This is a genomic window from Pseudoduganella sp. R-34 (assembly GCF_049904655.1).
Taxonomy (GTDB): Bacteria; Pseudomonadota; Gammaproteobacteria; order Burkholderiales; family Burkholderiaceae_D; genus Rugamonas.
Map to the genome: position 1 here is coordinate 2,791,702 of NZ_CP184572.1, position 18,158 is coordinate 2,809,859.

An 18,158-nucleotide genomic window follows, 5' to 3' on the forward strand; every position below is an offset into this window, starting at 1 on the left:
TGGAGTATCCATGAACGCAACCAAAGCGAAAGCCCCTGCCGCCAAGCCGGCAACCAGGACCACGGCCAAACCCGCCGCCAAGCGCGCGCCAGCCGCCGCGAAGGCCGCCGCAGCCGCCAAGCCGGCGCCAGTCAAGGCTGCAACCAGGCCGGCGGCAACCAAGCCCGCCGCCGCCAAACCGGCCGCGAAGGCTGCCGCCAAGCCTGCCGTGAAGCGCGCAGCCGCCGTCAAGCCCGCTCCAGCCCCGGCGCCAGCCGCCAAGCCGGCCAAAGTAGCCAAGGCCGAAAAACCAGCCAAGCAGCACAAGGAAAAACTGGTGCGCGACAGCTTCACCATGCCGGAATCTGAATACGCGGTGCTGGGCCAGGTCAAGAAGACCTGCCTGAAAAACGGCGTGGAAGTCAAAAAATCCGAGCTGTTGCGCATTGGCGTCGCCCTGATCAGCCGCCTGGACATGGCCACGCTCAGGGAAGTCCTGGCCTCCCTGCCGCAGCTGAAGACCGGCCGTCCGAAGAAGGCTTGATGTCATATTACTGACATGGAGTTGTCATGTTCGTGCAGCAATAGCGCAGCAAACTGGCTTCGTCACTACAGAAAGGACGAAGCATGCAAACTACGACGATTGCTACCGCCGAACAGCGGGTTTCCACCCCACGACTGGCATTGAGCATGGCAGCCACCCCGGAAGAGGTGCGCGAAGTCCAACGCCTGCGCTATAAAGTCTTCATCGAAAACCAGGGCCTGACCGCCCTGGCGACGCCGGATGGCCTGGATTGCGACGAATTCGACGCCGCCTGCGACCACCTGATCGTGCGCGACACCGCCACCCTGAAAGTAGTAGGCACCTACCGCCTGCTGAACCCCGCCGGCGCCCGCAAACTGGGCCGCCACTACTCCGAAAACGAGTTCGACCTCGGTCGCCTGAAGCACCTGCGCAGCCGCATCGTGGAAGCTGGCCGCGCCTGCATCCACCCGGATTACCGTGGCGGCAGCGTGATCATGCTGCTGTGGTCCGGCCTGGCCGAATACATGCGCCGCCACCAGTGCGAATACCTGATCGGCTGCGCCAGCATCAGCCTGGCCGACGGCGGCCACAATGCAGTTGCCGTGTACCAGCAACTGCGCGAGAAGCACATGGCGCCAATGGAATACCGCGTCACGCCGCACCTGCCTTTCCCGGTGGAGAAGGTGGAGTCGGCACGTGCGGCCCAGGTGCCGGCCCTGCTGAAAGGCTACCTGCGCTCCGGCGCCTGGATTTGCGGCGCACCGGCCTGGGACCCTGATTTCGAAAGCGCCGACCTGTTCGTGATGATGCCGCTGGCGAACCTGGACGGCCGCTACGCCCGCCACTACAACGTTTGAGAAAACGTGCTATTCTTTCTGTACCGATCGGTAAATTGTGATCCGATCGGTACATTTGAAAGGATAAAACCATGTCGGTCCGCCCACCTGTACCACCCTTCACCCGCGAAAGCGCCATCGAAAAAGTCCGCCTGGCCGAAAACGGCTGGAATACCCGCGACCCCGAAAAAGTCTCCCTCGCCTATACGGAAGACAGCTGGTGGCGCAATCGCAGCGAGTTCGCGCAAGGCCGCGCCGCCATTGTCGCCCTGCTGAAACGCAAGTGGGCGCGCGAACTGGATTACCGCCTGATCAAGGAATTGTGGGCCCATGACGGCAATCGCATCGGCGTGCGCTTTGCCTACGAATACCATGACGACTCGGGCCAGTGGTACCGCGCCTACGGCAATGAAAACTGGGAGTTCGACGAAAACGGCTTGATGCACCACCGCCACGCCAGCATCAACGAGCACCCGATCAAGCCTGAAGAACGCAAGTTCTTCTGGGATCGCAGCGGGCCGAGGCCTGACGACCACCCCGGCCTGAGCGAGTTGGGGCTGTAAGCATGGCACGCGTTGTCGCAGAACGGGAAGACGTCATCCCCCTGGTGGCGGAAGTGTTCCGCACCTATGGCTTTGAAGGCTCCAGCCTGTCCCGCATCACCGAGGGGACGAAGCTGGGCAAGGGCAGCATCTATCACTTCTTCCCAGGTGGGAAGGACGAGATGGCCGCGGCCGTGCTGGAGGAAATCGACCAGTGGTTCCGCCTGCACGTCTTCGAACCGCTGCGCGAGAGCGCAGATGCAGGGCAGGGCATCGCCGCCATGTTTGCGGAGGTGGAGCGCTATTTCCTGTCCGGACAACGTGTGTGCCTGGTGGGCGTGTTCGCGCTTGGCAATGAGCGCGACCGCTTTGCCGAAGCTGTGCGCGACTACTTCGAAGAGTGGATCGAGGCGCTGGCGGCAGCGCTGGTGCGCAGCGGGCGTAAAGGCAAAGAGGCCACGGCGCTGGCGGAAGAAGTCGTGGGCGGCATACAGGGGGCGCTGGTGCTGGCTCGCGCGTTCAACAGGCCGGCGACGTTTAGGGCGGCGTTGAAGCGCTTGCGGGAAAGGCTGTAGAACAGCCTGAAATGGCGCCGGTGAATGCGATGCCGGCGCCTGGCATCTATCTCAGTGTGAACCGAGCTCAGTGTACTGAGGCATTCGACAGCTCTTTGAGCTCACGGATAGAGAGCTCGGATTTCTCATGCATGCGCAGCAGGATGGTGGCCCCGACTGCGAGCTTGCGGTGACGGATCTTGCTGATAATAGGCGGTTGCACTTCCAGCACCCTGCAGAGTTCCGCATCATTCTTCAGGTGCATCTTCTCGATTAGCGTGTCGAGCAGTTTATTTGGTACGAAACTGGATGGCTCCAGCGCGCGCGCCCTGTTCATTGCCTCGATTAGTTCGAGTTTCTTCTGCCTGACGCTCATTTGCTCCTCCTTGACGTTGTTAACTACGTGGATAGAAAAAGCAGGCTTGCATCTTGTATTGATAACGAAGCAAGTTAATTAAATAATACTCCGCTTACCAAAAAAGCCAAGAATTTGTGAGAAAAATAATGAGTTTTATTGCGTGGCAGGGTTGACGACTGTTGTAACTTTGAGTCCATTTTTAGTGAGGCGCAGAACTTTGTCGGCGCGCGCAGCGGCGGCCGGCGAATGCGTCACCATGATGGTCGTTGCGCCGCTGGATTTAAGTTCCTGGTGCAACAGTTGCAGTATGGAATTTGCCGTGTCTGGGTCGAGGTTGCCGGTCGGTTCGTCCGCCAGCACCAGGGCCGGGCGGTGCACCAGGGCACGAGCTATGGCAACCCGTTGCATTTCACCGCCGGAAAGTTGATGGGGGTAGTCGTGGCCGCGGCCGCCGAGGCCAACGGCGTCGAGCATCTCGAGCTCGCGCCCTTGCGGCATGCCGTTCAGCAGCAGTGGCAGGGCCACGTTTTGCTGCAAGGTCAGGTGGGGCAGCACATGGAAAGCCTGGAAGATGAAACCCATGCGCGCCCGGCGCAGGCGCGTGGCGGCGTCGTCGTCGAGCGATGCGAGGGGCGTGCCATCGACGACGATCGCCGGCTCTTCGCTGGGGTCGGGCTGGTCAAGGCCGGCGATCAGGTTCAGCAACGTTGATTTGCCGACGCCGGAGTCGCCCATGATGGCGACGAATTCGCCGGGCTCGAAAGTCCAGCTCAGGCGATCGAGGACGCGCCGTTCGTTCGAGTAACTCTTGGTCAGGTTCTTTAACTGGAGCATGATTTAGCGGGTCAGGGAACGGCGCAGCGCAAAACTCAGGGCATCGACCACGGCCACCAGCAGCAGCATGGCCAGGATCACGGTGGCGGCGCGTTCCATCTGGAACAGCGACAGGTGATACTTGAGCATCTGCCCCAGGCCGCCGGCGCCCACCACGCCCAGCACTGCGGCGGCGCGGATATTGTTCTCCCACCGATAGAGCGTGTAGGACAGCATCTGCGGCAAGGTTTGCGGCAGCGTAGCGTAGAAGAAGGCCGCCATCGGGCTGGCGCCGTTCAGGCGCAGGCTTTGTTCCGGCAGCGGCGGGGCATTTTCCAGCGCATCGGCGAACAGGCGGCCCAATACGCCGGCGGTGTGCGCGGCCAGCGCCATGGTGCCGGCGAATGGCCCAAGGCCCGCCGCCACGAGCAGGATCGACGCCCACACCAGTTCCGGGATGGAACGCAGTACGTTCAGCATGCCGCGCACCAGCGCACGCGGCGCACGCCCAAAGCGCCCAGCGCCGGGAATTGCCAGCAACAGCCCGCCAGCAACCGCCAGCAAGGTGCCGAGCGCCGACATGGCCAGCGTTTCCATGGTCGCGATGCCGGTCTTGCGCAGGAAGCCGCTGGCCATCTCCGGCGGGGCGAAGCCGGCCAGGAATTCGCCCATGCTGCGCATGGCTTCAATGGTGAACAGGTCGCCCAGCTTGAGCGACAGCGTGGCGAAGCTGGCGATGACCAGCGCCATGAGCGCGGCGGCAAACAGCCAGCCGGACCAGTTGCGTGCAGGCGGTGCGGGCATATGGCTCATCCCAGCCTCCTGCGCAGGAACTTGGAAACCAGGTCGGCCGCGGCAACCAGCAGCACGAACACGATCAGCATGGTGGCCACTTCACCGCCGGCCAGCATCTTGGTCGATTCGTCCATGCGCTGCCCCAGGCCGCCAGCGCCGACAAAACCCATGATCACCGAGCCGCGAATCGCGCACTCCCAGCGATAAACCGTATAGGAAACGAGTTCGGAAGCCGCCTCCGGCAGTGCACCGTACAGCAGGGCTGCCAGCCGCCCGCTGCCGTTTTGCAGCAGGACTTCGCTGGCGTGATGGTCGGTCGATTCCAGGATTTCGGCGTACACCTTGCCCAGCATGCCGGCATAGGTCAAGGCGATGGCCAGCACGCCGGCGGTCGGCCCCAGGCTGAAGATGCGCACGAACAGCAGCGCCCACACCAGCTCCGGCACGCTGCGCAGCAGGACCAGCAGCCAGCGCACCAGCTGGCGCGCGGCGCGCGGGAAAGCAGCGATACGGCCGGTGCCGATGCGCGAGATCGACAAGCGCTCGGTGACGATCAGCGTTGCAGGGATCGCGCCGAGCAGCGCGAGCGTCAGGCCACAGGTGGCAATGGCCACCGTCTTCCATGCTTCGCGCGCCACCATGGCAAGGAATTCCGCGTCATGCGCCGGCTTCAGGAAATCGGACAGGAAGCGCCAGGTGGCCTGCAGGCTTTGCAGGTCGAACAGCGTCCACGGGTAGAACTCTGTCGCCACCACCAGCGGCCAGAGCAGCACGATGCCGACAGCAATAGCCGCCAGGCGCTGGCGCCACGCTGGATCGGGATGGTGGGGCGAAAGGGGAACGGCAGGAACGTTATGCATCGCTTACAGGCAGGCCCCAACGGCCAGCCTGGCTGCCATTTCTTCCGGTTGCGGCGAATTCGCCGGCGGCAGTTCGCCGAGATAGAGCTCATCGATCATCGCTTGCGTGACTTGCTCGCGCGGCAAGTCGAAGGCGACGCGGCCGTTTTTCAATGCCACGATGCGCGGGAAATAGGCCAGCGCCAGGTCGACCTGGTGCAGGCTGCACACCAGCAGCGCGTTGCGCTCGCGCGCTTCCTGCTGCAAGGTGTTCAGCGTCAGTTGCGACAGCGCCGGATCGAGCGCGGACAGCGGCTCGTCGACCAGCAGCGCCTGCGCTGACGACAGCAGCAGGCGTGCCAGGCCGCAGCGCTGGCGCTCGCCGCCGGACAGGCGGTCGACGCGCGAATACAGCTTGTCGCCAAGGTTGAAGCGCGCCAGCGCGCGGTAGGCCGCCTCCGGATCGGAGGGCTTAAACAGCGACAGCAGCGCCTGGCCCAGGCTCCACTTCGGCAGGCGTGCCGCCAGCACAGCCGTCACCACGCGCTGGCGCGGCGGCAGCGGCGGCGTTTGCGGCGCCAGGAAAAGGCGTGCCCGCATGGCGTGGCGCCCGGCGTCCGTCAGATGCCAGGGATCGGTGCCAAAGGCCTTGAAAGCGCCGCTATCGGGGCGATGCGAGCAAGCCAGGGTGGAGAGCAGGGTGGTCTTGCCGGCGCCCGAAGGACCGATCAGCGCCACCTGTTCGCCAGGCTCGAAGTTCAGCGAGATGTCTTGCAGCGCAAGGCCGCGCGAACCGCCGATATGGCGGACCGAGAGGCCTTGCAGTTCGTACCAGGCAGAAGACATTGATTACTTCAGCAGGCCGGCGTTCTTGGCTGCCGCTTCGATATTGGTGTAGTTGGCAGCCTTGGTCGGGATGAACTTCGACGCGCGCTGCAGGTCCAGGATCGCCTTGTCTTCAGGCTTGGCGCTGTCCAGCGCCAGGAAGGCGTCGGTGATCTTCTTTTTCAGCGCTTCCGGCATGTCGGAGCGGACGGTCCAGTTGTAGTCGTAGTAGGCCGGGGTGGTGTAGAACACGCGCACCACGGATGGGTCGACTTTCTTCTGTTCGTTCAGCTTTTCCCACACCGAGATATTCAGTGCGCCGGCATCGACCTTGCCGCCGGCAACGGCTGCCACGGTTGCATCGTGCGCACCGGAGAAGGAAATGCGTTTCAGGTCGGTGTCCGGGTCGATCTTGGCCGCCAGCAGGAAGGAGCGCGGCATCAGGTGGCCGGAAGTCGAGGACTCGGAGCCGAAGCTCAGGGTCTTGCCTTTCAGGTCGGCCAGCGAGTTGATCGACTTGTTGGTGGTCACGAAGACGGAGCGGAATTTTTCATCTTCCACACGCTGCACCAGCGGCACGACCTTGCCCTTGCTCATGTGGTTGGCCTGCACGAAGGTGAAGCCGCCGAACCAGACCATGTCCAGTTTGCCGTTCACCAGGCCTTCCACCGAAGCGGCGTAGTCGGTCACCGGGGTGAATTCCACTTTCATCGCCAGTTTCTTCTCGAGGTATTCGCCGAGGGGCTTGAATTTACGCTGCAGCTCGGTTGGCGCTTCATCAGGAATCGCGGAAACGCGCAGGACTTGCTGGGCTTGGGCGCCGGCAGCGGCGAAGAGCACACCGGCTGCAAACAGGGCCGATTGAATGGTGCGGAGGGAAAACAGGGACATGGAAGATCCTTTTTTATGTTAATGACGAGCCGCACGCCTCGGGCGAGGGTCCGGTACCTGGTCTTGGATATTCAGCTATGATAGCAAAAATGTCCCTGGAGCCTGAGCCATGACCTTGTCACGCACGGCTGCGATCCGCGTGGTCGCACCGGAAACGAGCAGTGTGTTGTCCCCCAGAACCGCCCACGGCGATGCCGCAACCATTGCAGAGATCAGCGCAGGGCTGCTGGCGCCGCAAGCTTCCACCTCGCCCAAATACTTCTACGACAGCCTCGGTTCGCACCTGTTCGAAGCCATCTGCGAATTGCCCGAGTACTACCCGACCCGTACCGAAGCAGCGATCTTCGCCCGCCACGGCGCCGACATGGCAGCACGCATCGGACCCGGCATGACGCTGGTCGACCTGGGCGCCGGCAATTGCGCCAAGGCTGCCAGCCTGTTCCCCTTATTGCAGCCAAGCCAATACGTGCCGGTCGACATCGCCGGCGAATTCCTGCAGCAGGCCGCCGCGCAACTGCGCCAGCGCTTTCCCGCCATCGAGATCACGCCGCTGGTGATGGACCTGTCGCAGCCCTTAATCTTGCCGCCGTCGTTGCCGGCAGCGCGGCGCCAGTTCTTCTATCCCGGTTCATCGATCGGCAACTTCACGCCCCACGATGCGGTAACCTTCCTGCGCCAGGTGCGCGAGAACGTGGGCGCGGACGGCGGGCTGCTGATCGGCGTGGACTTGGTCAAGGACCCGGCGGTGCTGGACGCGGCCTATGACGACGCGATCGGCGTCACCGCCGCCTTCAACATGAACCTGCTGCGCCACCTGAACCATCTCGCCGGCGCAGACTTTGATCCGGCGCAGTGGCGCCACGTGGCCTTCTTCAATGACGCGGAAAGCCGCATTGAAATGCACCTGGAAGCGCGCTGCGCATTGAGCGTGCACTGGTGCGGCGGCGAGCGCAGTTTCGCCCAGGGCGAGAGGATTCATACGGAGAACAGCCACAAATACACGCTGGAAGGCTTCCGCAGCCTGCTGTGGGAGGCCGGCTTCCGCGTCGACGGCACCTGGACGGACGATGCCCACTGGTTCGCAGTGATGCACGCCGCGGCGGCATATGCGTGACGCCAGCCCCTGGACCGAACGCTACGCGCAAGTGCGCGCGGCAACCATGGCGCTGGCCGCGCCGCTGTCCGACGAGGATTGCGGCGCGCAGTCGATGCCCGATGCCAGTCCGGTCAAATGGCACCTGGCGCATACCACATGGTTTTTCGAGACCTTTATCCTGGAACGCTTCGAGCCCGGCTTCCAGCCTTTCCACCCGGCGTTCAGGGTACTGTTCAACTCTTACTACAATGGCGTCGGCGACAAACACCCACGGCCGCATCGCGGCCTGCTGACGCGGCCCTCGATGGCCGAAGTGCGCGCCTATCGCGCCAATGTCGACGCCCGGATCGCGTTGCTGGCAACGCGGCTCGCGGCCACGGATTCCCGCCTCGCCGCGCTGCTGACGCTTGGACTGCAGCACGAACAGCAGCACCAGGAACTGATCCTCACCGACCTCAAGCACCTGCTGGCGCAGAATCCGATGGCGCCAGCCTACCTGCCCGGCCCGGGGCCGGCCGCGCCCGCTGCTACAGCCCTGTCCTGGCACCGCTTCGAAGGCGGCGTACAGGAAATAGGCCATCATGGCGACGGCTTCTGTTTCGACAATGAGCTGCCGCGCCACAAGGTCTTCATCGCCCCGTTCGAACTATCCACGCGCCTGGTGAGCAACGCGGAATACCTCGCCTTCATCGAGGCCGGCGGCTACCGCGACCCGAGCCTGTGGCTGGCGGAAGGCTGGGACTGGATTCGCGCCCAAGGCATCGAAGCCCCGTTGTACTGGCGGCGCGGGGAGGGGAGCGCAGGCTGGACCGCCTACACCCTGCATGGCCAACAGCCGCTGGAGATGGGGGCGCCGGCAAGCCACATCTCCCTGTTCGAGGCCGACGCCTATGCCCACTGGTCCGGCGCCCGCCTGCCGACCGAAGCGGAATGGGAGCACGCAGCCGGCGCCGGCGCACTCACGCAAATGTTCGACCATTGCTGGCAATGGACCAGCAGCAGCTACGCCCCATACCCCGGCTTCCGCCCGGCCGAAGGCGCCATTGGCGAATACAACGGCAAGTTCATGGTCAACCAATACGTACTGCGCGGCTCCAGCGTGGCGACCCCGCCAGGCCACGCCCGCTCCAGCTACCGCAACTTCTTCCCCGCCAGTGCACGCTGGCAATTCACCGGCATCCGCCTCGCAAAATAAAAGTCGGGGTCAGGTCTGGCAATCCGCCACAAAAGGCACGCATGTGCCTTTTGTGGCGGATTGCCAGACCTGACCCCGACTTTTTAGTTGCGAGTTACAGGCGGATGCCGAGGGCCTGGACGATCTCTGCCTTGAACTTGGCTGCCTGGTCGGCGTTAGGAATCTCGCCGGCCAGTTTCAATGCCAGCAGGCGCACGTCGGTGATCTCGTCGAAATAGTCCCCGCAGACGATCGCTGCCATCGGACCAATGTAGGTGGCCAGGGTGTTTTCGAAGATGCTGCGCTGCGCTTCCGTCAGTGCCGGCTTGCCGGCAGGCTTGCTGGCGGGGGCCGCTTCCGGTGCTGCTGCCGGGCGGCGTGCGACGCCGGCCAGCAGGGTGGACGCCGGGGAGCTGCCTTCCGGCAGTTCAGTGATGCTGCCGTACAGGTAGTCGAGAATCGCTTCGGTCGACCATGGCAGAGGCTCGTTATTGCCCACGCTCGGACGGTCCATGCTCATCCGTGCGCGCTGGATGGTGCGCAGGATGTCCAGGCCGTCACGGCCGCGGCGGCCGCGGCACAGGACGAACACGATGCGTCCGTTGTCGAGATGGATCTGCGCCATGCGGTTGTCATCGCTGACCAGCATGATGGTCGCGGTGTCGCCCTGGGCGCAGAAGCCGGCGATCTTGTCGAGCAGCTCTACGAAGGGAGTGAACTCTGGCTGTGCCATATCAGTTCGCCTTTATCAATTATTTCTTACGCAGGCGATCCATCGCCATCTGGATACTCACGCCCAGGCGTTCCACAGCACGCGCCAGCGAACCGATTTCGTCGCCGCGGCTGGTCTGTGGAATGGTCACGTCGAGCTGGCCCTTGCTGAGCTTCTCGGCGATGTCGGTCAGGTGGTTGATCGGGCGGGTCAGTTGCTTGCCCAGCACGAACGCCAGGGCGCCAACCAGGACGATAACGATGATGATCAGCAGGCGCGCTTCGCTGCGCATCTTGGTCATGGCAGCATAGGCTTCGTCGTAGCGCTGTTCAACCAGCACGGTCCAGCCTTGCGGCAGGTTGCGCACGAAGCCCACCATCTTCACGTCGCCGTCCATATAGACTTTTGGCTCGTCGGTGATGCCTTCCACTTGCAGGGCAGGGTGCTTGCTGAAGTCTTGCAGTGCGGATTTGATCTTGCTCGCGTCGCCGTGGGCGATGACTTTCTTGTCGCCGTCCAGCAGGATGGCGTGGCCGGTTTCGCCGATGCGGATGTCGGTGACGGTGCGCGATACCACGCCCAGGTCCATCGCCATCGCGAACACGCCGACGATGGTGCGGTTTTCATTGCGGATCGGGACGCCGATGTTCAGCGATGGCTTGCCGCTGGTCTTGCCGATTGCTACCAGGCGGCCTTCGTTCTTGCCGGACATGATGGCTTTGAAGTAGGAGCGGTCGCCGTAGTCGAGCATGGCGCTGCCGTCGCTGCGTGCCACGTCCTTGCCGGTGGTGTCCAGGGTGTGGATCAGGTACACCCATTCGTAGGACGCGGCGGTTGCCATCAGGACCGGGGTCTGGCGACCGGTGTTCATGGAAATGACGTCGTCCAGGCGGGCGGCCTGGCGCATGGCGCGCATATTGGTGTCGTCCCAACCGTTAACGCCAGTGGCCACGGTGTCCGTGGTGGCGATCAGGTTTTCCGAAATTTTCGTGGTCAATTCCTGTTCGGCGGAAGAATTGCCCAGGTACCAAAGGGCAAACAGCGGCACGAGGGTTACCACGAGCAGGGTGATCAGGACTTTTTGAAAGATATTAAGAGACAGTTTCATTTTTATAAATCGTTCGTAATAATCGAGCTGACACAACCGCATTCAGAATACGGACAACGTCTGCATTATGGCTGATTTCGAGGCAAAGCTGATGACTTGCCCGAGGCGGTTCGCAGCGCCAAGCACGCTACTTCGGGCATATGCCTGAGCAACTTTTTGTGAAACCACAGGCCGCTTCTGGGCCCTTGTTGGCGTGATTTCGCTGTTGCTCAGTTTATAAGTACACGATTATACATCAGCCGCTTTCCATGCGGAAATGATTTATGTGTCGCGCGAATTGGCCAGGCGCGGCGTGTTGCGCGCCTGCGCCGGCAGGGCCGGGCGCTGGCGTTGCTGGCCAGCTTCCCCGGACAGGCGGAATTGGCTGACCAGGTTCTCCAGCCCGACGGCCTGGTCGCTCATGGCCGCGGCGGCGGCCGCAGCTTGCTCCACCAATGCGGCATTCTGCTGCGTGGTCTGGTCCATCTGCATGATGGCCATGTTCATCTGCTCGATGCCGTCGGTCTGCTCGCGCGTGGCCAGGGAGATCTCGGCGACGATGCCGGTGACGCGCTGCACGGCCGACACCACTTCTTCCATCGTGGCGCCGGCCTGTGCCACAAGCCTGGCGCCGGCATCGACCTGTTCGACCGAGCTGGAAATCAGTTCCTTGATCTCTTTGGCGGCGCTGGCCGAGCGGGCTGCCAGGTTGCGCACCTCGCTGGCGACCACGGCGAAGCCGCGGCCTTGCTCGCCGGCGCGCGCCGCCTCCACCGCGGCATTCAGGGCCAGGATATTGGTCTGGAAGGCGATGCCGTCGATCACTGCGATAATGTCCACCACCTTGCGCGAGGAATCGTTGATCGAGCCCATGGTCGTCACGACCTGGGACACCACTTCGCCGCCGCGCTGGGCGATGGTCGAGGCGGAGCTGGCCAGCTTGTCCGCTTCGCGCGCATTGTCGGCATTGGCCTTGACGGTCGACGTCAGTTCTTCCATTGATGACGCGGTTTCTTCCAGCGCGGACGCCTGGTTCTCGGTGCGCGCCGACAGGTCCATATTGCCGGTGGCGATTTGGCCGGAGGCCGAGGCAATGGCGACCGTGCCATTGCGCACCTGCCCGACGATCTGCGACAGTGCATCGTTCATCTCGCGCAGGGCTTGCAGCAGCTGCCCGGCTTCGTCCTGCGAATGGGCCTTGATATGGCTGGTCAAATCGCCGGATGCGACGGTGCGTGCCACCTGCAGGGCATAGTTGATCGGACGCGTAATCGAACGGGTAACCCAGTATGCGCACGCAACGCCCAGCACCAGCGCCGCCACGCCCAGCGCGACCATCATGACCTGGGCGGAGCTGATGTGCTGCTTGATCTCGGCGCCGTTGGCGGTGACGATGCCGTCCTGCAGGTCGGCGAGTTTTTCCACGGTGGCCTGCAGCCTGGCCAGGCGCGGCATGGTGTCCGCCAGTGCGCGCTGCGTCGCCTGTTCGCGCTGGCCTTCCGCGAGCAGATTGAGCACGCCGGTAAACGATTGCACATAGGCGCTGCGCTCGCTGCCCACTTGCGCCAGCAGTTCGCGGCCGGCGGGCCGGTAGACCAGCTTGTCGAGCGTGGACAGGGCGGCTGTGATGGTGGCCTTGTTCCTGTCGACCTGCTTGCGCAGTTCCGCCGCTTGCGCGGCATCGGTCACCAGCAGCAGTTGCAGCACCAGCGCCGAATTTGCGCGGGTGGTGGCGGCAACGGTGGCGGCCGCATCTGCCTTCGCCCAGTCCTTGTCGATGATGGTGGAACTCAGCTCGCCGATACTGGAGAGGCGCAGGCTGGCTACGGCAATCAGCATGGCCATCAAGGCGAAGACAATCGCGAAACACAAGCCCAGGCGGGTCCCGATCTTCAGGTTGGCAATGCGCATGACTGCTCCTTCCGGCGGCGTGGAAAACGATTTACCAGTATAAATACTTGCCAAAAGGAGATAAATTCGGGGGCGGCGCGCAAGCCGTCCCCGAATGAAAAAGCGCTTAAGCTTCGGCTTGTGCGATGCTAGCCGAGGCCTCGGCCTTCAGCGCGATCTGGCGGTTGATGGCGCTGAGCACGGCCTTGAACGAGGCGGTGACGATATTGCTGTCGATGCCCGCGCCGAACAGGGTAGGGCCGCCGTCCAGGCGCAGTTCGACATAGCAGGCTGCCTTGGCGTTGGCGCCGTGGCCGATGGCGTGCTCGTGGTAGTCCATCAGCGTGACGTCCAGGCCGAGCGCGTCGACGAAAGCGTCGATCGGGCCGTTGCCGCCGCCTTGCAGGGACATTGACGCCTTGTTGTGCAGCAGGCCGATGTCGATCTGCACCGGCTCGTCGCTGGAACTGTCCTCCACCATCTTGTGCGATACGTAGGCGTATGGCGTGCCCTGGGCCAGGTACTCGCTTTCGAAGATCTGGTGGATGCCTTCGGAGGTGATTTCCAGGCCGGTCTGGTCGGCCACTTTCTGCACTGCGCGGCTGAATTCGATCTGCAGGCGGCGCGGCAATTCGAGGCCGTAATCCTGTTCCAGCAGGTAGGCCATGCCGCCCTTGCCGGACTGGCTGTTGACGCGGATGACGGCGTCGTAGCTGCGGCCCAGGTCTTGCGGGTCGATCGGCAGGTATGGGATTTCCCACGGCGCGCCTTCCTGTTGCTTGGCGAAGCCCTTCTTGATCGCGTCCTGGTGCGAACCGGAGAAGGCGGTGAACACCAGGTCGCCCACGTATGGATGGCGCGGATGTACCGGCAGCTGGTTGCACTCCTCGACCACTTTGCGCACGGAGTCGATGTCGGAGAAGTCCAGGCCAGGATGCACGCCCTGGGTGTAGAGGTTCAACGCCAGGGTCACCAGGTCGACGTTGCCGGTGCGTTCGCCGTTGCCGAACAGGCAGCCTTCGACGCGCTCGGCGCCGGCCATGACGGCAAATTCAGCGGCAGCGATGCCGGTGCCGCGGTCGTTATGCGGGTGTACCGAGATGATGATGGAATCGCGGCGCTCCAGCTTGCGCGACATCCATTCGATCTGGTCGGCGTACACGTTCGGCGTCGAGCATTCGACGGTGGCCGGCAAGTTGACGATCATTTTCCTGTCCGGAGTCGGCTGCCAGATGGCGGAGACTGCATCGACGATATGCTTGGCGAAATCCAGCTCGGTGGTGGAGAAGGACTCGGGCGTGTATTCGTAAGTCCAGTCGGTTTCAGGATGCTGGGCCAGCAGTTGTTTCACCAGCCTGGTGCCGTCCGTGGCGATCTTGGTGATTTCTTCGCGGCTGGCGCCGAACACCACTTTGCGGAATACCGGTGCGGTGGAGTTATACATGTGCACGATGGCGCGCTTGGCGCCAATGCACGATTCAACGGTGCGGCGAATCAGTTCTTCGCGCGCCTGGGTCAGCACGATGATGGTGACGTCGTCCGGAATGCGGTTTTCCTCGATCAGCTTGCGCACGAAATCGAAATCGGTTTGCGAGGCGGAAGGGAAGCCCACTTCGATTTCCTTCAGGCCCACCTTGATCAACAACTCGAAGAACTTGATTTTCTTTTCCACGCTCATCGGCTCGATCAGCGCCTGGTTGCCGTCGCGCAGGTCGGTGCTCATCCAGATCGGCGGCTTGGCGATGATGGCGTTCGGCCAGGTGCGGTCGCTCAAGCCGACGGTTGGGTATGGACGATATTTGGCGGCAGGGTTCTTCAACATCATGGTGATACTCCTGTGTTTTTCAAATTTTGGGAAACCGGGACGTGGCGCGAGGGAGGCCGACGTGGGGTACTGCAGGGGGAAATCAGGCGCGTGCCAGTAGTAGCGCGCCTGGTAGTAGGGCGCCTGGCAGGTGTGCAGAAATGTGCAAATGCGAGGTCATGTCGACCAATGTAAGGCACCGGATTTGACCTTGTCAAGAAAAAATCTCAACAGCAATTTGCGATGTTTTCGCACTTTATGCTGATAAAATGGTGGTCATGGCGAGGATAAATCGGATATGGATAAGATTGATCGAGAAATAATCGGACTTTTGCGCGATGATGCGAGGATAAGTTTTAAGGATCTGGGCGAGCGCGTAAGCCTCAGTGCGAACACGGTGGCGGACCGCGTGCGGCGCTTGGTGGCCGACGGCGCCATTCTCGGATTCGAGGCTCGCCTCGACCACGCGGCGCTCGGCCTGCACCTGCAAGCCTATATCGACGTCAAGCTGAAGTCGGGCACCAATACCCACGAGTTCGAGGAAATCGTCAAAACCATCCCCGGCGTGCTGGAAGTGGCGCTGCTGACCGGGAATTACGATGGCTTGCTTCGTGTGGCCTGCAAAGACCAGGCCCACTTGCTGCGCCTGATCGACACCTTGCGCGACCGGGCGGGCGTGCAGGATACCTACAGCCGCGTGATCCTGCACCAGACTCCGGTCAGCGCGCCGCTGACTGTGACAGAATAACGGCCCTGATGTTTGATTGCGGAATTCCGATGCAAAAGCTGAATGCAGAATTGACCCGGCTCTATCTCGCTCCACCGGCCGGTGGCACGCGCAGCATTTCCCTTGCGTTCAAGCGGCTGGCGGGCGACGGCGAGGCAGGACATTGGGAGCGCCTGTGCCAGGTGGCGAATGCACTGCATGCGGAGCTGGGCTTGCCGGCGCCTGCAGTGAGCATTTCGGGCGCCGGCGCTTTCGGGCTCTGGCTCTCGCTGGAAAAGCCGGTGACGGAGGCGCAAGCGCAGGAGTTTGCGGCGCTGCTTTGTCCCGAGGCCGAATCCGCTGCGGCAGCGCTGCCGCCATACCTGGACCAGGCGAGCGGTAAATGGGCGGCTTTCATTCACCCTGGCATGGGGGCGTCCTTTGCGGGCGATGAGGGCCTCGATATGCAGCCGCCGGAAGCGGGGCAGGTCGCCTTGCTGGAAGGGCTTGAGAGCATCGGCCCGGCCCCGTTTGCGCAAGCGCTTGACCAATTGCGGCGACCTGTTGGCACCGCGCTTCAGCCGTCCCCGCCAGCGCCCGAGGCCAGCGCCACGCCAGGAGGTTTGCTGTTGAAGGACGCGACGCTGGAAGACATCGTCAACTTCCTCCATTCAAAGAACATCGAGCCTACTTTCCGCTTCCTGAAATAAGCGGCAACTGCTCGACGAGTTGTGCTGTGGCCTCTGGCGTCATGTTGATGAATTTGCAGCCTATATGAAGCTGTTCGCCCAACAGGAAGGAGCGGAAACCTCGCGTGAAGCGCACTTCCAGCTCGGTGGGAATCTCAATGTCCGGCCCCAGCTCCAGTACCACGTCAGGAATCTTGCGGCCCTTGAGCAAACCCTTCGCTTCGATCTTCGAGCAGCGCAGCCCGATGCCGCCTAGCGAAAAATCGTAGATCGGCAGCTCGTAGCGGTGGCCGTTCAACTCGAAGGCGGCCATGAAATTCGCCCCCAGCGGCGTTTCCACGCGCTCTGATGCACGCCGGTTCAGGACCGTGCAGGTTTCAGGGAAGGTCATCGGAATGAGCTGGGGCTTGCCGGGCACCGGCTTCCATTCCTGGTCTGACAGCTTGAATTGCAGCTTCGCCGTGCGCAGCCAGCTTACAAAGGTGACCTTGCCCGGCTGAAGGACCGAGCCCGCGTTCAACTCCATCACGAAATGCGGCAACTGGGGATCGACCGACAGGATGCGGCCAAGGACCGGCTCACGGCTGCCGGGCACGTACATCGAGATCGCATCGCCGCTTGCGGCCAGCAGGGTCAGCGCGTCGCCGATGTCGTCTTCGCTCGTCATGTCAAACGAACTCGCGGAAGCGATGAATGGGGCTAACGCGTCCTGTGGCCGTGGCGGACCTTTGCGAATCGGGACCGCATGGTGCTCATTGAGCTGCATATCGCGTAGATGGGTCAGGTGATGACTTCATCATAGGACGTGAATTGCCAAATAGCAACCTAGTTTAAACCTTTGAAAATAAACTGGAACAAGCCCGCCCTGGCGGGCCTGCTGCATCAGGATGCGTAATTGCAGCGCTGCCTGACGTTCGCCCAGTTCCTTTTCCAGGGCGGGTGACGCGGCGAATGCCCTGCACCGGGGCGCGGCCTTCGGGAGCAGACGGTGCCTAGGCGGCGACCTGCACGCTTGCTTCGCCGGCGGCCATTGCGCCGATGACGGCGGCGTGTTCGAAGCCGTGGTTGCGGAACAGGGCCAGTACTTCGTCGACGCTCGCCGGATCGCAGGAGACCAGCAGGCCGCCGGAAGTCTGCGGGTCGGTCAGCAGGGTATGCTGCGGCTGGGTGATGTTCGGCGACAGCAGCACGTCCTTGCCGTAAGCATCCCAGTTGCGGCCCGAAGCGCCGGTGAAGAAACCGTCGTGCGCCAGCTTCTCAACCCCTGGCAGCAGCGGTATTTGCGACATATTCAGCTTGGCGGTCAGCTTGGCGCCTCGCGCCAGTTCCAGCAGGTGGCCAAGCAGGCCAAATCCGGTGACGTCGGTCAACGCATGCACGCCCGGCAGTTCGGACAAGGCCTTGCCCGGCTTGTTCAACTTGGTGGTGTTGTCGATCATGGCCTGGTAGCCTTCATCGCCGAGGACGCCTTTTTTCAGCGCTGCGGACAGCACGCCCACGCCCAGCGGCTTGCCCAGCACCAGCACGTCGCCGGCCTTGGCATCCGCATTGCGTTTCACTTTGGATGGATGCACCAGGCCCAGGACCACCAGGCCGTAGATCGGCTCCACGGAATCGATGGTATGGCCGCCGGCAATCGGGATGCCGGCTTCGTTGCAGATCGATTCGCCGCCCTTGATGATCTTGCCGATCACCTCGATCGGCAGTTTGTTGACAGGCATGCCGACCAGGGCTAGCGCCATGATCGGAGTGCCACCCATGGCGTAGACGTCGGAGATGGCGTTGGTAGCGGCGATGCGGCCAAAGTCGAACGGATCGTCGACGATCGGCATGAAGAAGTCGGTGGTGGCGATCAGGGCCTGCTCGTCGTTCAGTTTGTAGACGGCAGCGTCGTCGGCCGTTTCGATGCCGACCATCAGTTCCTTCGGCACTGGGAAGCCGTTGGTGTTCTTCAGGATCTCGGACAGCACGCCGGGCGCGATCTTGCAGCCGCAGCCGCCGCCGTGGGAGAAGGAGGTGAGTTTGATTGGTTCAGTGCTCAT

General features: G+C 62.7%; 20 protein-coding genes. 8 read left to right on the forward strand and 12 right to left on the reverse strand.

The genetic code is table 11. The features are described from left to right. Window positions 1-10: 10 nt before the first annotated feature. The 4 genes from ACN9MW_RS12930 to ACN9MW_RS12945 all read left to right on the forward strand — a co-directional run bounded on the left by ACN9MW_RS12930 (window position 11) and on the right by ACN9MW_RS12945 (window position 2,458). Window positions 11-523, forward strand: coding sequence for a hypothetical protein (locus tag ACN9MW_RS12930; RefSeq protein ID WP_426171237.1), 513 nt, complete (start codon window positions 11-13; stop codon window positions 521-523). 83 nt (window positions 524-606) lie between these two features. Then, on the forward strand, window positions 607-1,362 hold the full coding sequence (locus ACN9MW_RS12935; protein WP_426171239.1) for a GNAT family N-acetyltransferase: 756 nt from the start codon (window positions 607-609) through the stop codon (window positions 1,360-1,362). Between the two features lie 71 nt (window positions 1,363-1,433). Beyond that, window positions 1,434-1,904 (forward strand): DUF1348 family protein, encoded by a 471-nt coding sequence (locus ACN9MW_RS12940; RefSeq protein WP_426171241.1) that lies wholly within the window; start codon window positions 1,434-1,436, stop codon window positions 1,902-1,904. 2 nt (window positions 1,905-1,906) lie between these two features. Continuing rightward, complete coding sequence (locus ACN9MW_RS12945; protein ID WP_426171243.1) at window positions 1,907-2,458, forward strand: TetR/AcrR family transcriptional regulator; 552 nt, start codon at window positions 1,907-1,909, stop codon at window positions 2,456-2,458. A 67-nt stretch (window positions 2,459-2,525) separates the two neighbouring features. On the opposite strand, the gene ACN9MW_RS12950 is transcribed toward ACN9MW_RS12945, so the two are convergent. From ACN9MW_RS12950 to ACN9MW_RS12975, 6 genes are all read right to left on the reverse strand, one after another. Further along, the gene (locus ACN9MW_RS12950) at window positions 2,526-2,813 is read right to left on the reverse strand and encodes a hypothetical protein (protein ID WP_055934583.1); all 288 of its coding nucleotides are present in this window, start codon (window positions 2,811-2,813) and stop codon (window positions 2,526-2,528) included. Between the two features lie 135 nt (window positions 2,814-2,948). Further along, on the reverse strand, window positions 2,949-3,629 hold the full coding sequence (locus tag ACN9MW_RS12955; RefSeq protein ID WP_426171245.1) for an ABC transporter ATP-binding protein: 681 nt from the start codon (window positions 3,627-3,629) through the stop codon (window positions 2,949-2,951). Window positions 3,630-3,632: 3 nt separating this feature from the next. Beyond that, on the reverse strand, window positions 3,633-4,421 hold the full coding sequence (gene phnE / locus ACN9MW_RS12960) for a phosphonate ABC transporter, permease protein PhnE (protein WP_426171246.1): 789 nt from the start codon (window positions 4,419-4,421) through the stop codon (window positions 3,633-3,635). Continuing rightward, the gene (locus ACN9MW_RS12965; RefSeq protein WP_426171248.1) at window positions 4,418-5,263 is read right to left on the reverse strand and encodes a PhnE/PtxC family ABC transporter permease; all 846 of its coding nucleotides are present in this window, start codon (window positions 5,261-5,263) and stop codon (window positions 4,418-4,420) included. Before ACN9MW_RS12965 ends, phnE begins: the two co-directional genes overlap by 4 nt. Before the next feature lie 3 nt (window positions 5,264-5,266). Further along, window positions 5,267-6,088 (reverse strand): phosphonate ABC transporter ATP-binding protein, encoded by an 822-nt coding sequence (locus tag ACN9MW_RS12970; protein WP_426171250.1) that lies wholly within the window; start codon window positions 6,086-6,088, stop codon window positions 5,267-5,269. 3 nt (window positions 6,089-6,091) lie between these two features. Further along, window positions 6,092-6,958: a putative selenate ABC transporter substrate-binding protein gene (locus ACN9MW_RS12975; protein ID WP_426171251.1), complete on the reverse strand. Its 867-nt coding sequence runs from the start codon at window positions 6,956-6,958 to the stop codon at window positions 6,092-6,094. A gap of 109 nt (window positions 6,959-7,067) precedes the next feature. On the opposite strand from ACN9MW_RS12975, the gene egtD reads away from it, so the two are divergent. Next, window positions 7,068-8,072: an L-histidine N(alpha)-methyltransferase gene (gene egtD, locus ACN9MW_RS12980; protein WP_426171252.1), complete on the forward strand. Its 1,005-nt coding sequence runs from the start codon at window positions 7,068-7,070 to the stop codon at window positions 8,070-8,072. After that, a complete protein-coding gene (gene egtB / locus ACN9MW_RS12985; RefSeq protein ID WP_426171253.1) occupies window positions 8,065-9,249 on the forward strand; it encodes an ergothioneine biosynthesis protein EgtB in 1,185 nt (394 codons plus the stop codon). The genes egtD and egtB overlap by 8 nt, the downstream gene beginning before the upstream one ends. Before the next feature lie 94 nt (window positions 9,250-9,343). Here egtB and ACN9MW_RS12990 read toward each other — a convergent pair whose 3' ends face one another. The 4 genes from ACN9MW_RS12990 to leuA all read right to left on the reverse strand — a co-directional run bounded on the left by ACN9MW_RS12990 (window position 9,344) and on the right by leuA (window position 14,742). Beyond that, window positions 9,344-9,961, reverse strand: a complete 618-nt coding sequence (locus ACN9MW_RS12990; protein ID WP_426171255.1) for a hypothetical protein — start codon at window positions 9,959-9,961, stop codon at window positions 9,344-9,346. A gap of 19 nt (window positions 9,962-9,980) precedes the next feature. Then, window positions 9,981-11,048 carry a HAMP domain-containing protein gene (locus tag ACN9MW_RS12995; protein WP_426171257.1) on the reverse strand — a complete coding sequence of 356 codons (1,068 nt, stop codon included), beginning with the start codon at window positions 11,046-11,048 and terminating at the stop codon, window positions 9,981-9,983. A gap of 261 nt (window positions 11,049-11,309) precedes the next feature. Continuing rightward, window positions 11,310-12,938 (reverse strand): methyl-accepting chemotaxis protein, encoded by a 1,629-nt coding sequence (locus tag ACN9MW_RS13000; protein ID WP_426171259.1) that lies wholly within the window; start codon window positions 12,936-12,938, stop codon window positions 11,310-11,312. A 106-nt stretch (window positions 12,939-13,044) separates the two neighbouring features. Beyond that, window positions 13,045-14,742: a 2-isopropylmalate synthase gene (gene leuA, locus ACN9MW_RS13005; protein ID WP_426171261.1), complete on the reverse strand. Its 1,698-nt coding sequence runs from the start codon at window positions 14,740-14,742 to the stop codon at window positions 13,045-13,047. A gap of 277 nt (window positions 14,743-15,019) precedes the next feature. Here leuA and ACN9MW_RS13010 point away from each other — a divergent pair, with 277 nt between their 5' ends. Both ACN9MW_RS13010 and ACN9MW_RS13015 read left to right on the forward strand, forming a co-directional pair. Next, complete coding sequence (locus ACN9MW_RS13010) at window positions 15,020-15,469, forward strand: Lrp/AsnC family transcriptional regulator (RefSeq protein ID WP_426171262.1); 450 nt, start codon at window positions 15,020-15,022, stop codon at window positions 15,467-15,469. Between the two features lie 29 nt (window positions 15,470-15,498). Then, window positions 15,499-16,137, forward strand: coding sequence for a hypothetical protein (locus ACN9MW_RS13015; protein WP_426171263.1), 639 nt, complete (start codon window positions 15,499-15,501; stop codon window positions 16,135-16,137). On the opposite strand, the gene ACN9MW_RS13020 is transcribed toward ACN9MW_RS13015, so the two are convergent. Both ACN9MW_RS13020 and selD read right to left on the reverse strand, forming a co-directional pair. Continuing rightward, on the reverse strand, window positions 16,115-16,783 hold the full coding sequence (locus tag ACN9MW_RS13020; protein ID WP_426171265.1) for a flagellar brake protein: 669 nt from the start codon (window positions 16,781-16,783) through the stop codon (window positions 16,115-16,117). The two genes, ACN9MW_RS13015 and ACN9MW_RS13020, sit on opposite strands and share 23 nt — an antisense overlap. Window positions 16,784-17,108: 325 nt before the next feature. After that, on the reverse strand, window positions 17,109-18,158 hold the full coding sequence (gene selD, locus ACN9MW_RS13025; protein ID WP_426171267.1) for a selenide, water dikinase SelD: 1,050 nt from the start codon (window positions 18,156-18,158) through the stop codon (window positions 17,109-17,111).

Excerpts from the sequence above, each read along its gene's own strand:
- ACN9MW_RS12930 (WP_426171237.1), top strand. The coding sequence starts at position 11 with ATGAACGCAACCAAAGCGAAAGCCCCTGCCGCCAAGCCGGCAACCAGG.
- ACN9MW_RS12935 (WP_426171239.1), top strand. The coding sequence starts at position 607 with ATGCAAACTACGACGATTGCTACCGCCGAACAGCGGGTTTCCACCCCA.
- ACN9MW_RS12940 (WP_426171241.1), top strand. The coding sequence starts at position 1,434 with ATGTCGGTCCGCCCACCTGTACCACCCTTCACCCGCGAAAGCGCCATC.
- ACN9MW_RS12945 (WP_426171243.1), top strand. The coding sequence starts at position 1,907 with ATGGCACGCGTTGTCGCAGAACGGGAAGACGTCATCCCCCTGGTGGCG.
- ACN9MW_RS12950 (WP_055934583.1), bottom strand. The coding sequence starts at position 2,813 with ATGAGCGTCAGGCAGAAGAAACTCGAACTAATCGAGGCAATGAACAGG.
- ACN9MW_RS12955 (WP_426171245.1), bottom strand. The coding sequence starts at position 3,629 with ATGCTCCAGTTAAAGAACCTGACCAAGAGTTACTCGAACGAACGGCGC.
- phnE (WP_426171246.1), bottom strand. The coding sequence starts at position 4,421 with ATGAGCCATATGCCCGCACCGCCTGCACGCAACTGGTCCGGCTGGCTG.
- ACN9MW_RS12965 (WP_426171248.1), bottom strand. The coding sequence starts at position 5,263 with ATGCATAACGTTCCTGCCGTTCCCCTTTCGCCCCACCATCCCGATCCA.
- ACN9MW_RS12970 (WP_426171250.1), bottom strand. The coding sequence starts at position 6,088 with ATGTCTTCTGCCTGGTACGAACTGCAAGGCCTCTCGGTCCGCCATATC.
- ACN9MW_RS12975 (WP_426171251.1), bottom strand. The coding sequence starts at position 6,958 with ATGTCCCTGTTTTCCCTCCGCACCATTCAATCGGCCCTGTTTGCAGCC.
- egtD (WP_426171252.1), top strand. The coding sequence starts at position 7,068 with ATGACCTTGTCACGCACGGCTGCGATCCGCGTGGTCGCACCGGAAACG.
- egtB (WP_426171253.1), top strand. The coding sequence starts at position 8,065 with ATGCGTGACGCCAGCCCCTGGACCGAACGCTACGCGCAAGTGCGCGCG.
- ACN9MW_RS12990 (WP_426171255.1), bottom strand. The coding sequence starts at position 9,961 with ATGGCACAGCCAGAGTTCACTCCCTTCGTAGAGCTGCTCGACAAGATC.
- ACN9MW_RS12995 (WP_426171257.1), bottom strand. The coding sequence starts at position 11,048 with ATGAAACTGTCTCTTAATATCTTTCAAAAAGTCCTGATCACCCTGCTC.
- ACN9MW_RS13000 (WP_426171259.1), bottom strand. The coding sequence starts at position 12,938 with ATGCGCATTGCCAACCTGAAGATCGGGACCCGCCTGGGCTTGTGTTTC.
- leuA (WP_426171261.1), bottom strand. The coding sequence starts at position 14,742 with ATGATGTTGAAGAACCCTGCCGCCAAATATCGTCCATACCCAACCGTC.
- ACN9MW_RS13010 (WP_426171262.1), top strand. The coding sequence starts at position 15,020 with ATGGATAAGATTGATCGAGAAATAATCGGACTTTTGCGCGATGATGCG.
- ACN9MW_RS13015 (WP_426171263.1), top strand. The coding sequence starts at position 15,499 with ATGCAAAAGCTGAATGCAGAATTGACCCGGCTCTATCTCGCTCCACCG.
- ACN9MW_RS13020 (WP_426171265.1), bottom strand. The coding sequence starts at position 16,783 with ATGACGAGCGAAGACGACATCGGCGACGCGCTGACCCTGCTGGCCGCA.
- selD (WP_426171267.1), bottom strand. The coding sequence starts at position 18,158 with ATGAGCACTGAACCAATCAAACTCACCTCCTTCTCCCACGGCGGCGGC.